The 15,384-nt window shown below is 72.9% G+C and carries 12 protein-coding genes; 7 read left to right on the top strand and 5 right to left on the bottom strand.

The annotated features are described in order from the left end of the window. Positions 1–31: 31 nt before the first annotated feature. Positions 32–436 (top strand): hypothetical protein, encoded by a 405-nt coding sequence (locus M6G08_RS27910; RefSeq protein WP_272589881.1) that lies wholly within the window; start codon positions 32–34, stop codon positions 434–436. 26 nt (positions 437–462) lie between these two features. On the opposite strand, the gene M6G08_RS27915 is transcribed toward M6G08_RS27910, so the two are convergent. Both M6G08_RS27915 and M6G08_RS27920 read right to left on the bottom strand, forming a co-directional pair. Then, entirely contained in the window at positions 463–1,653 is a 1,191-nt protein-coding gene (locus M6G08_RS27915; protein ID WP_272589882.1) for an enolase C-terminal domain-like protein, read from the bottom strand. Continuing rightward, a complete protein-coding gene (locus tag M6G08_RS27920) occupies positions 1,650–2,696 on the bottom strand; it encodes a glucose 1-dehydrogenase (RefSeq protein WP_272589883.1) in 1,047 nt (348 codons plus the stop codon). The genes M6G08_RS27915 and M6G08_RS27920 overlap by 4 nt, the downstream gene beginning before the upstream one ends. A 178-nt stretch (positions 2,697–2,874) precedes the next feature. Between M6G08_RS27920 and M6G08_RS27925 the strand changes: the two genes are divergently transcribed. Both M6G08_RS27925 and M6G08_RS27930 read left to right on the top strand, forming a co-directional pair. Next, the gene (locus M6G08_RS27925) at positions 2,875–3,672 is read left to right on the top strand and encodes a YhjD/YihY/BrkB family envelope integrity protein (RefSeq protein ID WP_272589884.1); all 798 of its coding nucleotides are present in this window, start codon (positions 2,875–2,877) and stop codon (positions 3,670–3,672) included. 68 nt (positions 3,673–3,740) lie between these two features. Further along, positions 3,741–4,343, top strand: a complete 603-nt coding sequence (locus tag M6G08_RS27930; RefSeq protein WP_272589885.1) for a PepSY domain-containing protein — start codon at positions 3,741–3,743, stop codon at positions 4,341–4,343. 500 nt (positions 4,344–4,843) lie between these two features. On the opposite strand, the gene M6G08_RS27935 is transcribed toward M6G08_RS27930, so the two are convergent. The 3 genes from M6G08_RS27935 to M6G08_RS27945 form a co-directional block, all read right to left on the bottom strand. Beyond that, the gene (locus M6G08_RS27935) at positions 4,844–5,968 is read right to left on the bottom strand and encodes an SDR family oxidoreductase (protein WP_272589886.1); all 1,125 of its coding nucleotides are present in this window, start codon (positions 5,966–5,968) and stop codon (positions 4,844–4,846) included. Continuing rightward, positions 5,965–7,767: a thiamine pyrophosphate-requiring protein gene (locus M6G08_RS27940; protein ID WP_272589887.1), complete on the bottom strand. Its 1,803-nt coding sequence runs from the start codon at positions 7,765–7,767 to the stop codon at positions 5,965–5,967. The genes M6G08_RS27935 and M6G08_RS27940 overlap by 4 nt, the downstream gene beginning before the upstream one ends. Positions 7,768–8,384: 617 nt before the next feature. Then, positions 8,385–9,371, bottom strand: a complete 987-nt coding sequence (locus M6G08_RS27945) for a LacI family DNA-binding transcriptional regulator (RefSeq protein ID WP_272591453.1) — start codon at positions 9,369–9,371, stop codon at positions 8,385–8,387. Positions 9,372–9,676: 305 nt separating this feature from the next. Between M6G08_RS27945 and M6G08_RS27950 the strand changes: the two genes are divergently transcribed. The 4 genes from M6G08_RS27950 (at position 9,677) to M6G08_RS27965 (ending at position 15,089) form a co-directional block, all read left to right on the top strand. Beyond that, a complete protein-coding gene (locus M6G08_RS27950) occupies positions 9,677–10,603 on the top strand; it encodes a carbohydrate ABC transporter permease (protein WP_272589888.1) in 927 nt (308 codons plus the stop codon). A gap of 6 nt (positions 10,604–10,609) precedes the next feature. Then, entirely contained in the window at positions 10,610–11,563 is a 954-nt protein-coding gene (locus M6G08_RS27955) for a carbohydrate ABC transporter permease (protein ID WP_272589889.1), read from the top strand. Positions 11,564–11,639: 76 nt separating this feature from the next. Then, the gene (locus M6G08_RS27960; protein ID WP_272589890.1) at positions 11,640–12,980 is read left to right on the top strand and encodes an ABC transporter substrate-binding protein; all 1,341 of its coding nucleotides are present in this window, start codon (positions 11,640–11,642) and stop codon (positions 12,978–12,980) included. Positions 12,981–13,043: 63 nt separating this feature from the next. Continuing rightward, entirely contained in the window at positions 13,044–15,089 is a 2,046-nt protein-coding gene (locus M6G08_RS27965) for a beta-galactosidase (protein ID WP_272589891.1), read from the top strand. Positions 15,090–15,384 lie beyond the last annotated feature (295 nt).

Consider the following 15,384-nt stretch of genomic DNA (forward strand, 5'->3'; position numbering starts at 1 on the left):
GCATTCCGGACGCCGACCCCCGGGAGTCGCCATGTGGAAGCGCAAGGGCAGGAAAGGCCGCCGGGCCGCGAAGCCGGTCCCCATGGAGCTGTGCGACCTGTGCGCCAGGATATTTCCCAAGGACGAGGCCGTGAGCGGTTACGTGCCGGACTCCTCCGCGGCGCACGCCACCAAGGAGTGGTTCGACGGGCTGCGGCTCATCACGACGTGCTGCGACGACCACTTCGACGTGATCAAGGAAGGTTACGCGCACCGGCCCTTCGTGGACGAGGAGCTGTGGGCGGCGAAACTCACCCGGGCCCTGACCACGGGCCCGACGGCGCTGTCCATGGACCAGCTCGGCTGCCGGACCGGCCTCCAGGACTCGCAGATACGGGCCGCCATCGCCTGGCACAACGAGCGCATGCGCGAGCAGCAACAGCGCATGGACCCGTGATCCGGGCCGGTCATCCGGCCCCGTGATCAGGCCGTGGCCGGGCGGGTCCCGTACGTGCGGTAGGGCTCCGCGTCCGGCCACCTGACGTCCAGCCCCAGCCCCGGCCGCCCCGGGTCGGGGCGCAGGGCGCCGCCGTCGGGCGACAGGGTGCCGTCGAAAAGCAGCCGCTCGACGCGGACGTGGTCGTGGAAGTACTCCAGGTGCCGCAGTCGGCGCACGGCACAGAAGGCGTGGGCGGACACGGCCGGGGCGCAGTGCGCGGACAGGTCGAGGTGCCGGGCGGCCGACAGGCCTGCGACCTCCAGCACGCCCGTGATGCCGCCGCAGCGGGTGACGTCGGCCTGGAGGCAGTCCACGGCCGGCCCGTGGGTGAGGTTGGCGAAGTCCTGGGCGGTGAAGGCGTACTCCCCCGCGGTGATCTCCAGCCGGGCGGGCCCCCGGTCCCGGAGCATGCGCAGCCCCTCCAGGTCCGCGGAGGTGACGGGCTCCTCGAACCAGCGCACGTCCCACTCGTCGTGGAACCGGTGCGCCCAGTACAGCGCCTCCTTGCGGCCGAGCGCGCCGTTGGCGTCGGTGAACAGTTCCGGTCGGTCGCCGACCGCCCGGCGCACCGCGGTCAGGCGGTCCGCGTCGGCCTCCGGGTCGCGCGAGGTCTTCAGCTTCACCCGGGGGATGCCCTGCTCGACCCATCCGGAGAGCTGGTCGGTGAGCCGGTCCAGGGGGTAGTTGGTGAAGCCGCCGCTGCCGTAGACCGGGACGCGGTCGTGGTGGGCCGGCAGGAGGTGGACCAGGGGCAGCCCCAGCAGCCTCGCCTTGAGGTCCCACAGCGCCACGTCGACGGCGGACAGGGCCATGGCCCCGACGCCCGGCCGGCCGGCGTTGCGCATGCGCGCCCCCATCCGCTCCCACAGCGCCGGCGGCGAGGAGACCGGCCGGCCCTCGACGACCGGCGCCAGCACCGACTGCGCGAAGGAGGCGACGGAAAGGTCCCCGTAGGTGTAACCGAGGCCGGTGCGGCCGCCGGCGTGCACGCGGACGAGGACCAGGGTCGTGGAGTCCCACTCCAGGGTGCCGTCCTGCTCCCTGCCGTCCGGGCCGTCGGTGGGAACCTCGAAGGCGTGCACGTCGACCCCGTCGACCGTGCACGAGTCCAGTGCCGTCGGGCCGGCCGCACGAGAGGCCGGTGGCCGGTCACCGGGCCCGGTGACCGGCGTCATAGCGTGATCACCGTCTTGATGTCGCCGGGGCCCCGTTCGAAGGCCCGGGTCGCCCGGGCCAACGGCACCCGGCGGGTGAGGAGCCGGTCCAGCCAGTCCCGGTCGGCCCGGGCCAGTGCGTCGGCGGCCTGCCGGAAGTGGCGCCGGTTGGCGTTGACGGAGCCCACCACGACATCGTTCTCCAGCACGATGTCACGGTTGACGGTGCCCGCGTCCACGGTCAGGGACCGGCCGGTGGGCGAGACGCCGGTGAGGCAGACGACGCCGTACGCGGCCGTCCCGCGGATCGCGTCGAACACCAGCCGGCCGGCTCCGGTGGCCTCGACCACCACGTCGGGTCGTACGGCGGCGAGCACGTCGTCCGCCGCGTCGCTGTGGTAGGCGGCGCCGAGGGCGCGCACCAGGTCCGGCTTCGGACCGTCCGTGACCCGGTCCAGGACGTGCACGTCGAGGCCGCGCTGCCGCCCGAGCAGGGCGGCGAGCAGCCCGATGGGGCCGGCCCCGGTCACCAGTACGGTGCGGGGTTCGAACCAGGCCCGGGCACCGACCCGCTCGATCTGCTCCCAGGCCTTGGCCACGACGCTGGTCGGCTCCATGAGCACGCCGGCGAGCCCCAGGCCCGGGTCGATCCGCACGGCGTAGTCCGGCTCCAGGCGCCACAGCTCGGCGCCGTAGCCGTCGATTTCCTTGATGCCGCGCTCGCGGTAGCGGCCGTTGCGGCACATGTCGAACTCGCCGTGCGCGCAGGCGCCGCACGGCTCCGGGTCGGGGCGTCGCACCACGCCCGCCACCAGGTCGCCGGGGCCGAAGCCGCTGTCCCGCGGTGCTTCGGCCACCCGGCCGAGCGACTCGTGGCCGAGGACCAGCCGGTCGTGGTGCGGCGGGGCCTGGCCGTAGGCGCCCGAGGCGATCTCCCGGTCCGTGCCGCAGACGCCGAGGGCCAGACCGCGGACCAGCAGTTCACCGGCGGCCGGTTCCGGGTCGGGGACCTCCTCCACGGCGAGTGAGCCGTCCCGGCCCGGGCGGACGGTCAGTGCGCGCATGCTGGTCATCCTCTCGGCTCGCCTTCCCGGGGCCGGTTCCCCGCACCGCCCGACCCATGCGTGGGCCGTCCGCGGCTGTGCGGCGGGCGTCCGGGTGGCGGCACGTTTGCCCAGGCCGTCCCGGGTCACTCAGTTGCGCGTCCACGAGCCATCGGAAGGACCGCCCGAGGAGCACCCCGTGAACCGGTTCTGGCAGCCGTTCCACCGTGTGTGGGACCGGCTGGCCGCCTCCGCCCTGGTCCGGCGCGGCCGGGACCTGGAGCTGATGCACCGTGCCATGGGGTTCGCCACCCTCGCGCTGGTCACCCTGGCGCCGCTGCTCATCGTGGTGGCCGCCTTCGATCCGCTCGGACGCGGCGGCTTCGCGTCCTGGCTGGCCGACGGCATGGGACTGTCCGGCCGCTCCGCCAAGGTGCTGACCGACATCATCAGTCCGCCGACCAAGGTCATCGGCACCACCAGTGTCTGGGGCGGCATCGCGCTCGCCGTGTTCGGCGTGTCCTTCGCGGCGAGTGTGCAGAACGGCTACGAGCGCATCTGGGAGCTGCCCTCCGGCCCCTGGCACCGTGTGTGGCGCCAGCTGACCTGGGTGGTCATGCTGACCGCCTACCTCTACCAGGAGGTCCAGACGCGGACCGCGCTGCACGGGTCGTTGCGGATCGCGCTGTCCACGGCGACGGGCATGCTGTTCTTCTGGTGGGGCCAGCACTTCCTGCTCGGCAGCCAGGTCCGCTGGCGGGACCTGCTGCCGGGGGCCGTCGCGACCATGGTCGGCCTCATCGGGCTGCGGGGTTTCTCGTACCTGGTCTTCACCCCGCTCATCCTGGACAACGCGATCAGCTACGGCACCGTCGGCATCGTGCTGGTGGTGGAGTCCTGGCTGATCGGCGTGGGGTTCGTCGTGTTCGGCGGCGCGATGGTCGGTCACTGGTTCTGCGAGCACCACTGGTGGACGCGCACGATCGACCGGGAGTGAGCGGTCCTCCGGTCCCTCGCCCCCGCTACCTACTCGCCCCCGCTACCTACCGGAAAGGCATACGTTCCATGGTCCGCCTCCTGATGTGCACCGGCACCCGGCGTCGCGCCCGCGTCCCGTGGGTCTCCGCGTCCGTGGCGGCGTGCGTCCTGCTGGTCACCGGCGCCGGCTGCGAGGGCCCACCGCCCTCGCCGCGCCCGGAGGTGCTGCCACAGGTCGAGGCGCCCTACGACCGTGCCGTGCGCGAGGCGCTCGACGAGGTCTCCGGCAGCCGGCTGCTCTCGCTGGCCCTGCGCGGGGCCACCGAGCCGGAACCCGTCTGGTACACCCGGGTGGCCGGCCGGGACGGAACCGTTCACGTGGTCCGCGTCGGGGCCGTGCACGGGCGGCTGCTGGGCTCCTCCGTGCCGGGCGGGCAGACGGCCGCAGACAAGGAACGGGTCGCCGCGCTGGCCGACTCGGCCGAGGTGCTGCCCGAGGTGGCGGTCGAGCAGGTGAAGAGCCCGGACTTCGGCAAGGTGTCCGGCATCCGCCTGGAGAAGGACCGGCGGGATCGCACGGTGTGGTCCGTGGAGGTGACCACCGTGCGCCGGGACCACGCGCAGACCTACCTGGTCGACGCGGTGACGAAGGAGATACTCGACCATCGGACGGCCGCACCGGCCGCCTGAGTCGCGGACCGACGGGAGCGGGGCGGGCCTGCCCGGCCGGCACCGGCGGGCAAACCGGACTGACCGGACCGGGACGGCACGCCGGGCCGCCGCCCGGCGGAGACGGCACGAACCGGACCGTCGTCCTGCCGGACCGGCACCGTCGCCCGGCCCGGCGCCCGGCCCGGCGCCCGCACGCGCCGCCTACCGCGCCCGCACACTCGGGCACCCGAACACATGCCCGGACGCCCGGCCAAGCGCCCGGCCCGACGCGAACACGTCCGACCCCGCAGCACCCCGCCCTCAGGCGGGGCCATCCCCGCACACGGCCAGCCGCCCCCGCACACCTGACAATCACCCCTCCCCCCAGGCACAGCACCGACCGGCGCCCAAAGACCGGGCCAGGCGCACCGGCCCGGCCCGAACACGGCCGAGTCCGCCGCGTTCCACCCTGGCGGGACCGGGTCACGGAAGCCGGGCGGCCTGGTGCCCGCGACGACCCGGCGTACTCCCGGACGGGCCTACGTCCACGCCCTTCGGGCGGCGCGCGCGGTCCGGCGCAGTGACGCCTCCACCGCACCGTGGCGGGAGCGTCGGCGCATCCCGTCGGCGAGCGCGGCGGCGGCCGTTCCGGTCACCGCGGCGGCCAGGGCGAGCGGGCGGCGGTGGCGGGAGAGCCAGAACTGGACGCTGCGCGGGTGGGCCTCGTCGTCGAAGGCACCGTGGGCGCCGTAGTCGGCGGGGGCGGTGTCGTCCGGCGGCTTCCACAGGTTGACCGGCCGGGACGGGTCGACGGGCTCGTCGGTCTGCTGCCCGTCGTAGCCGGTGCGGGCCAGGTAGCGGTCCAGGAGTCCCGGGGCGAGCTTCTGGCCCAGCAGGGTGGCGACGGTCGAGCCGCCGACCCAGTACTCGCGCCGCTCGGCATGGTCCGCGGCGTACAGGACCGCCTCGGCCGCGACCTCGGGCTGGTAGACGGGGGCCACCGGGCGCGGGTGCCGGGGCAGCCGGGTGAGGACCCAGCTGAACTGGGGCGTGTTCAGCCCGGGCATCTGCACCATGGTCACCCGCACCCCGCTGCGGTCGTGCAGCAGCTCGCAGCGCAGGGACTCGGTGAATCCCTCGATGGCGTGCTTGGCCCCGCAGTACACCGCCTGGAGCGGGACGCTGCGCCGGGCCAGGGCGGAGCCGACCTGGACGATGGTGCCGCGGTCGCGCGGGGTCATGCGGCGCAGGGCGGCCTGGGTGCCGTGGACGAAGCCGAAGTAGGTGACCTCGGTGGCCCGCCGCAGTTCCTCGGGCTTGATCTCCGCCACGGGCGCGAAGACGGTCGAGAAGGCGGCGTTCACCCACACGTCGATCGGGCCCAGCTCCGCCTCGATCCGGTCGGCCGCCGCGTCCACCGCTTCGGCGTCGGAGACGTCCACCACCAGCGGCAGCGCGCGCCCGCCCGCCTCCCGGACCTCCTCGGCCGCCCGCTCGAGACCGTGCTCGCCGCGCGCGAGCAGGGCTACCGCACGGCCACGGGCGCCGAAGGCCCGTGCGGTGGCCCGGCCGACACCGCCGCTCGCCCCGGTGACGACCACGACGCCGGTGTCGCCCGCCCGGCGGCGCGGCCCGCCGCCGCGGTCCTGTGGGCCGCCGCTCACTTCTTGCCCCTTCCCGGCAGGTGCTCGGCGTACTCGGTGAGCTTCTGGCGTACGCCCTTGGCGGCGATCCCGGTGGCCTCCGGGTCGTGCAGCGCGGCCTTGACGGCCTTCTTGCCCTGCTCCTTCATGATGTGCGGCGGGATCGGCGCGATCTCCGCGTCGACCTTGAACTCCAGGACCACGGGCCGGCCGGCGGACAGTGCCTCGTCCCACGCGTCGCCGACCTTCTTGGGGTCGGAGCAGACGATGCCCTTGAGGCCGAGGAGTTCGGCGTAGGCGGCGTAGGGGACGTCGGGGATGTCCTGCGAGCCGGGGTACTTGGGGTCGCCGGCCATGGCGCGCTGCTCCCAGGTGACCTGGTTGAGGTCCTGATTGTTGAAGACGCAGAAGATCAGCGGGGCCGGGCCGGACAGGCGGTCCAGGTACCGCTTGACGGTGATCATCTCGTTCATGCCGTTCATCTGGAACGCGCCGTCACCGACGAAGGCGATCACCGGCCGGTCGGGGTAGGCGAACCGCGCCGCGATGGCGTACGGAGTGCCCGGGCCCATCGTCGCCAGGGTGCCGGACAGCGAGGCGCGCATGCCGTCGCGGAGCTTGAGGTGCCGGGCCCACCAGTTGGTGCCCGAGCCGGAGTCGGCCGTGAGGATGGCGTCGTCGGGCAGCCGGGAGGAGAGTTCGGCGGCGACGGCCTGCGGGTTGATGGTCTTGCCGAAGTGCTCGCCGGCCCAGCGGTCGGCGAGGTCGTGCCACTCCCGCACGTCCTTCTCGATCTTCTCCCGCCAGCCTCGGTCCTTCTTGCGCTGGAGCAGTGGGATCAGGGCGCGCAGGGTCTCCTTGGAGTCGCCGACGAGGTGGGCGTCCATGGGGTAGCGGATGCCGATCATGCGTCCGTCGATGTCGATCTCGACGCCCCGGGCCTGCCCCTCCTCGGGCAGCCACTCCGAGTACGGGAAGCTGCTGCCGACCATCAGCAGGGTGTCGCAGCCCTGGATCATCTTGTCGCTGGCCTTGCTGCCCAGCAGGCCGATGGGTCCGGTGACGTAGGGCAGGTCGTCGGGCAGGACCTCGCGGCCGAGCAGTGCCTTGGCGACGCCGGCGCCGAGCAGTTCGGCCACCTCCATGACCTCGGCCTCGGCGTTGGCGGCGCCCTGGCCGACCAGCATGGCGACCTTGTCGCCCGCGTTGAGGACGTCGGCGGCCTTGCGCAGCTCGTCGTGGTCGGGCAGGACCCGGGGGCGGCTCCAGCCGACGCTGGAGAAGACGGACCCGTGCTCCCTGGGCGGGGAGGGCATGGCGTCCTCCTCCTGCACGTCGTTGGGGATGATGATCGTGGCGACGCCCCGGGTGGTCAGCGCGGTCTTGAAGGCGCGGTCGATCACGTGCCGGGCCTGGCCCGGGTGCACGACCATCTGGCAGAACTCGGACACGTCCGCGAACAGCTGGTCGAGGGCGATCTCCTGCTGATAGTGGGTGCCCAGCGAGAGCCGCTTCTGCTGGCCGACCACGGCGACCACGGGCTGGTGGTCGAGCTTGGCGTCGTAGAGGCCGTTGAGCAGGTGTACGGCACCCGGGCCGGAGGTGGCGACGCAGCAGCCCACCTCGCCGGTGAACTTCGCGTGGGCGCAGGCCATGAACGCGGACATCTCCTCGTGCCGGGCCTGGATGAACTCCGGGTCGCCGTCGGCCCGGTCGAAGGCGCCGAGCAGACCGTTGATGCCGTCACCCGGATAGCCGTACACACGCTGCACGCCCCACTCGGACAGGCGCTGGAGCACATAGTCGGCGACTTGGGTCATGAGGCTCTCCCGGGACGTGGGGGGACGACGGTCGGCTTGTGGAGTTGCCTTCCCCGGCCGCTCGTAAACCGGGCGGTACTCACCCGTTCGGCGACGAACCCACCTTCCACCCGGCAGGTGCGCGTGCCGCGGCGGCCGCGGGGCAAGTACCGCCGGGTGCGGCTCGCGCAGGAGGAGACGCGCCGGGCCGGGCGCACCGACGCAGGGGCGGTCCGCGGCCTCCGGCAGCCCGCCGGCATCGACGAGCGGGAGGTGCCGCTCGCCCTGCGGGCGGACCGGGCGGACCGGGCGGACCGGGCGGACCGGGCGGACCGGGCGGGCAACCCGCCGTCCGTGGACGAGGCGCGCGGCACCGGCAGGGGCTCGCCCTCGCGCAGACCATCGGCGGTGACGACCCGGGGCTCGAACTGGTCACGCAGCTGCCGGCGCGCAGGTCGCTGGTCGCCGAGCTGCCGGCCGGGGAGCGGGCCATTCCGAAGCTGTACTTCGGCGACTGTCCGACCCAGCGGCAGGCGGCGGACGCCGTCGCCATCTCGCGGACGCACGTGTCCCGGCTGCCGGCGGACCTGCGCGTGTCTGCGGCGCGGACTGCCGAGGGCCGGCCCGCGCCCGGGCCGCTACCGCGGCGGCGGTGCGGTGCTCGCCCGGGTCACCAGCCGGGTGGGCACCAGCGTCGTGCCCCGCTCCGGGCCGTCCTGGCGCATCTTGCGCAGCACGGCCTCGACGCACAGCCGCCCCACCTCGGCGAAGTCCTGGTGGACGGTGGTCAGCGGCGGCAGGAAGGAACCGGCCTCGGCGATGTCGTCGAAGCCGATGACGCTGACGTCCTCGGGGACGCGCCGCCCTCGCTCGTGCAGGGCGCGCAGCAGGCCGAGGGCCATCTGGTCGTTGGCCGCGAAGACGGCCGTGCACTCCTCGCGGGCGGCGAGTTCGAGGCCGGCCCGGTAGCCGGACCGAGCCGACCAGTCACCCCGCACCAGGGGCGGCGGGGTGCGGCCGGCCTCGGCGAGCGTGTGCCGCCAGGCGTCCGTGCGGCGCTGGGCGGCGAAGGAGCCCTCGGGTCCGCCGAGGTGCCACACGGTGTCGTGCCCGAGGTCCAGCAGGTGGCGCACGGCGGCGCGGGTGCCGCCGGCCTGGTCGGTGTCGACGACCGTGTAGTGGTCGCCGGCGTCGGAGTCGACCACGACGACCTGGACGTGGGGCGGCAGCTGGAGCGTCGCCGCGTCCAGCAGGTGCACCTCCATGATGACGATGACCGCGTCGACCGCGAGCTCCTCCAGCCGGGAGAAGGCGCCCCGCACCTCGTCCTGGGTGGGGACGGCGACCGGCAGCAGGGTCACCGCGTACCCCTCGCTCGCCGCGGAGGTGGCGATGGCCTCCAGGGTGCGCACGTTGCCGGTGGTGGCCAGCGAGAAGGTGATGACGCCGATGGTGCGGAACTCGCCGCGCTTGAGCGCGCGGGCCGCGCTGTTGGGCCGGTAGCCCAGCTCCTTCATGGCCGCCAGCACCTGCCGCCGGGTCTCCTCGGTCACCCCGGCGTAGCCGTTGGAGACGCGGGAGACGGTCTGCGAGGAGACCCCCGCCAGCCGCGCCACGTCCGCCATGGACGCGGTGGGCGCCCGGCCGCCGCGCCGGCGCCGCGCGCCCGCCTGCCGCGGGTCCGCGAGCCCCTCAGCCGTGTCCACTTGCCGTCCGCCACCTCTCCGCAGCCGTCCGAGTCCGGTTCCCGAAAGGACCCTTGACCGTCCTCCTCGGGGCAGTGTAGACATGCCGCCACCGAATGTTTACGTAAACATACCAACCCCGGTCGGCCACCGGACCGCTCTACGCGCTGCGCGATGTTTACGCAAACATACTGACGCCACACAGGCTGCCCGAGGCTCCCGGACCTGGACGAGCGAGGAACGACATGACGACGCCGCAACCATCGGCCGCCGCCGCACCGCGGCCGGCCCCACCCCGGGCGAGGCGGAGCCGCCGCTCCTGGACGGGGTGGGGCTTCCTGGGGCCCTTCGTGGCCGTGTTCGCCCTGGTGTTCCTCGCGCCGATCGCGTACTCCGTCTACCTCAGCCTCTTCCGTGACCAGCTGATCGGCGGCACCACCTTCGTCGGCCTGGACAACTACGCGCAGGCGCTGCGGGACGACCGGTTCTGGGCCGCGCTCGGCCGGGTCTCGCTCTTCCTGGCCGTCCAGGTGCCGGTCATGCTCGGCATCGCGCTGCTGGTGGCCCTGGCACTGGACAGCGGACGCCTGTACGGCCGGGACTTCTTCCGCATCTCGATCTTCCTGCCGTACGCCGTGCCGGCCGTGGTGGCCACCCTGATGTGGGGCTTCATGTACGGCACCCGCTTCGGTCTGGTCGGGGACATCAACGGCGCCTTCGGCGTCTCGCTGCCCGACCCGCTCTCCCCCGACCTGGTGCTGGCCTCCATCGGCAACATCGTGACCTGGGAGTTCGTCGGCTACAACATGCTGATCTTCTACTCGGCGCTGCGCGTGATCCCGCACTCCCTGTACGAGGCCGCGCAGATCGACGGCGCGGGGCAGATCCGCGTGATCACCGCGATCAAGCTGCCCGCCATCCGCGGTGCCCTGGTGATCGCGACGATCTTCTCGATCATCGGCAGCTTCCAGCTCTTCAACGAGCCCAGCATCCTGCAGCCGCTCGCGCCCAACGCCATCACGACCGACTACACGCCGAACTTCTACACGTACTCGCTGTCCTTCAACGGACAGCAGCACAACTACTCCGCGACGGTCGCCATCGTCATGGGGCTGATCACCATGGTCATCGCCTACGTCGTCCAGCTGCGCGGCATGCGCAAGGGAGTGTGAGCAGCGATGACCAGTCCCGTCGTCACCGTCTCCGACCGCGGCGCCGCCAAGGCCGCCGGCACGCCGGGCTCGCCCCCGCCCCGGCTGCGCACGCCCCGGCGCCGGCACTCCGCCGACAAGCCGCGGCGCAGCGTCTGGCTGACCCTGCTCACCTCACTGGTGCTGCTCTACAGCCTGGTGCCGCTGATCTGGCTGGCGGTCAGCGCCACCAAGACGCAGGAGGGGCTGTCCCGTTCCTTCGGCCTCTGGTTCGACGGCGACTTCGCGCTGTGGGAGAACATCGGCCAGACGTTCACCTACGACGACGGCGTCTTCACCCGCTGGCTGCTCAACACCCTGCTGTACGTGGGTCTGGGGGCGGGCGGGGCCACCTTCCTCGCCGTGCTCGGCGGTTACGCGCTGGCCAAGTTCGACTTCCCGGGCCGGCGGGCCGTGTTCGCCGTGGTCATCGGCGCGGTGGCGGTGCCGGGTACGGCGCTGGCGGTGCCGACCTTCCTGATGTTCAGCAAGATGGGGCTCACCAACACCCCTTGGGCGGTGATCGTCCCGTCCCTGATCTCGCCGTTCGGCCTGTATCTGATGTGGGTGTTCGCGAGCGAGGCCATCCCGACCGAGCTGATGGAGGCCGCCCGCATCGACGGCGCCGGCGAGGTGCGCACCTTCTTCCGGGTCGCCCTGCCGCTGCTGGCGCCGGGCATCGTCACCGTCCTGCTCTTCACCATGGTCGCCACCTGGAACAACTACTTCCTGCCGCTGGTCATGCTCAAGGACCCCGACTGGTATCCGCTGACCCTCGGCCTGAACAGCTGGAACGCCCAGGCCGCGACCGCGGGCGGCGAGGCCGTCTTCAACCTGGTCGTCACCGGGTCGCTCGTCACCATCCTGCCGCTGATCGCCGCGTTCCTGCTGCTCCAGCGGTACTGGCGGTCCGGACTCGCCGCCGGAAGCGTCAAGGAGTAGCCGCTCCCCTGCCCTCCCCCGCCCCGCCAACCCTCAAGGTGCCGGTCCCGGCCCACGAAGAAGTGGAAGCTCGCCCATGCACAAGCACTCGCGCCGCCTGCTGCGCGGCATCGGCCTCGTCTGCGCCCTCGCCCTGGGGGTGAGCGCCTGCGGCTCCGACGACGGGGACTCCAGCCGGAAGGCCGTCTCCCAGGAGGACATCCGGGCTGCCCTGGAGAAGGGCGGCACCATCACGGTCTGGGCGTGGGAGCCCACGCTGGAACAGGTGGCCGCGGACTTCGAGAAGAAGCACCCCGGCGTAGAGGTCGACCTCGTCAACGCGGGCACCAACGCCGACCAGTACACCGCGTTGCAGAACGCGATATCGGCGAAGAAGGGCGTCCCGGACGTCGCGCAGATCGAGTACTACGCGATGGGCCAGTACGCGCTGACGAAGCAGCTCACCGACCTCAAGGGCTTCGGCGCCGACAAGCTCTCCGACACGTTCTCCCCCGGCCCGTGGAACGGTGTGAAGGCCGGCGGTGACGGCGTCTACGCCCTGCCGATGGACTCGGGCCCGATGGCGCTGTTCTACAACAAGAAGGTCTTCGACGAGCACGGCATCGAGGTGCCCACCACCTGGGCCGAGTACCTGGACGCCGCCCGCGAGCTGCGCAAGGCGGACCCGAAGGCGTACATCACCGCCGACACCGGCGACGCCGGGTTCGCCACCAGCATGCTCTGGCAGGCCGGTTCGCGCCCGTACACGGTGAACGGCACCGAGGTGCGGATCGACTTCTCGGACCAGGGCGCGAAGACGTTCACCGACACCTGGCAGCAGCTCATCGACGAGAAGCTGCTCGCCCCGGTCACCAGCTGGACCGACGACTGGTACAAGGGCCTCGGCGACGGCACCATCGCGACCCTGGCCATGGGCGCCTGGATGCCCGCCAACCTGGCCTCGGGCGTGAAGGACGCCGCCGGCGACTGGCGCGTCGCCCCGCTGCCGCAGTGGACGGCGGGCGCCGCGGCGAGCGCGGAGAACGGCGGCAGCGCCCTGGCCCTTCCGGAACTGGGCGGCGACGAGGCGCTGGCCTACGCCTTCGTCGAGTACGCCAACGCCGGGGAGGGCGTGAGGACCCGCCTGGCGAACGGCGCCTTCCCGGCGACCACCGCGGACCTGGAGTCCAAGGAGTTCCAGGAGACCGCGTTCTCCTACTTCGGCGGCCAGCAGGCCAACAAGGTCTTCGCCGAGTCGGCCGCGAACGTCGCCGACGACTGGTCGTACCTGCCCTACCAGGTGTACGCCAACTCGATCTTCAACGACACCGTCGGCCAGGCCTACGTCTCGGACACCACGCTGGCCGAGGGCCTGGAGTCCTGGCAGGAGGCGTCGGTCGAGTACGGCACCGAGCAGGGCTTCACCGTCGAGAAGTAGCCGAGAGCCGGCCGAGGAGCAGTCGAGAACTGCCGACGCCACAACCGGAAGGACCTGGACCGCATGATCTCCACCCTCCTGTCCCGTCTCCACCGCGAAACGGACGGCGCGCCCGTCCCCCGTCTCGCCTACGGCGCCGACTACAACCCCGAGCAGTGGCCCCGGGAGGTGTGGGAGGAGGACGTAGCGCTGATGCGCGAGGCCGGCGTCAACGTGGTGTCCGTGGGCATCTTCTCCTGGGCCCGCATCCAGCCGGGCCCGGACGCCTGGGACTTCGGCTGGCTCGACGACGTCATGGACCTGCTGCACGAGAACGGCGTCGGCGTCGACCTGGCCACCGCCACCGCGTCCCCGCCGCCGTGGCTGACCGCCGCGCACCCGGAGATCCTCCCCGTCACCGACCGGGGGGAGACCCTGTGGCCGGGCGCGCGCCAGCACTGGCGCCCGACCTCACCGGTCTTCCGCCAGCACGCCCTGCGCCTGGTCCGCGAGCTGGCGGCGCGCTACGCCGGCCACCCGGCCCTGGTCGCCTGGCACGTCAACAACGAACTGGGCTGCCACAACGCCTACGACTACTCCGACGACGCGGCCCGCGCCTTCCGTGACTGGCTGCGCGGGCGGTACGCCACCCTGGACGCCCTCAACGACGCCTGGGGCACGGCGTTCTGGTCCCAGCGCTACAGCGACTGGGAGCAGATCCTGCCGCCGCGGCTGGCCGCCTCCCACCCGAACCCGACCCAGCAGCTGGACTTCAAACGCTTCTCGTCCGACGCCCTCAAGGACCACCTGCGGGCGGAGCGCGAGGTGCTGCGGGAGCTGACGCCCGACGTCCCCGTGACCACCAACTTCATGGTGATGCCGGGCACCAGGGGCATGAACTACGCGGACTGGGCGGCGGAGGTGGACTTCGTCGCCAACGACCACTACGTCGTGCCGGGCCCCCGGGACCGTGACGAGCTGTCCTTCTCGGCCAACCTCACCAGCGGCATCGCGGGCGGCCGGCCCTGGTTCCTGATGGAGCACTCCACCAGCGCGGTGAACTGGCAGCCGGTCAACCTGGCCAAGCGGCCCGGCGAGCTTGCCCGGGACTCGCTGACTCACGTGGCGCACGGCGCCGACGCGGTCTGCTTCTTCCAGTGGCGCCAGTCGGCGGCGGGCGCCGAGAAGTACCACTCGGCGATGGTCCCGCACGCCGGCGCCGACAGCGACCTGTTCCGGGCGGTCTGTGCGCTCGGCGAGACGCTGAAGGCGCTGGCGCCGGTCGCCGGGAGCGAGCGGGAGCCCGCCGAGGTCGGCATCCTCTTCGACTGGGAGTCCTGGTGGGCGAGCGAGCAGGACTCGCACCCCACCTCGCTGCTCGACTACCACCGGGAGGCGCTGGACTGGTACTCGGCACTGCTCTCCCTCGGCATCCGCGCCGACGTGGTCCCCACCGGCGCCGACCTGAGCCGCCACCGGGTGGTGATCGCCCCGGTGCTGCACCTGGTCCCGGCCGAGCTGGCCAAGGACCTCACCCGGTACGCCGAGCAGGGCGGGCACCTGGTCACCACGTACTTCTCCGGCATCGTGGACGAGAACGACCACGTGTGGCTGGGCGGTTACCCGGGCGCCCTGCGGGACCTGCTCGGCATCCGCGTCGAGGAGTTCGGTCCGCTGCCCGCCGGGGGGACGGTGGAGCTGGACGGCGCGGGAACCGGCAGCCTGTGGACCGACCAGATCACGGTGACCGCGCCGGAGACCGAGGTCCTGGCCCACTACCGCACCGGCACCCACGCGGGCCGCCCGGCCGTCACCCGGCGCCCGGCGGGCGGCGGATCGGCCGCCTACGTCTCCACCCGGCTCGGCCCCGAGGGGCTGGCGGCGCTGCTGCCGCGGCTGCTGGAGCCGGCCGGCGTGACGAGCGAGCTGCCCGCCGAGGTGCGCGGCCGGGTGGAGGCCACCGTGCGCCGCGGCCCGGGCGGCCGGTTCCTGTTCCTGGTCAACCGGACCGACGAGCCGGTCACCGTCCCCGGGCTCGCCGGAGAGGTCCTGGCGGGCGGCACGGGCGACGAGGGCGCCGTCGTCCTCGCGGGCCGGGGCGTCGCCGTCGTGCGCACGCCCACCGACTGAGCGCGCGTCCGGTACCACCCGCCCTTCTCCCCGGAGCGATCGGCACACACCCGCTCCGGGCCGTCCCCTCCTGCCCGGAACCGGGCGGCAGGGGCCACCGCAGCGACCACACCTACCAGTTGGGAGCACACGATGGCACGCCGTACCCGCAGCAGACGCCTCCTCACCACCTGACCGCCCAACTCAGGGGCGAACCAGCGCTGGACGGTGACCGACGTGTCCGGCGACTGAGTCTCTGCCCACCGCTCACGCCCGGTCCGCGCGGCCGCCGCCGTGCGGACCGGGCCGGCCCCCG

The organism is Streptomyces sp. M92 (assembly GCF_028473745.1).
Lineage (GTDB): Bacteria > Actinomycetota > Actinomycetes > Streptomycetales > Streptomycetaceae > Streptomyces.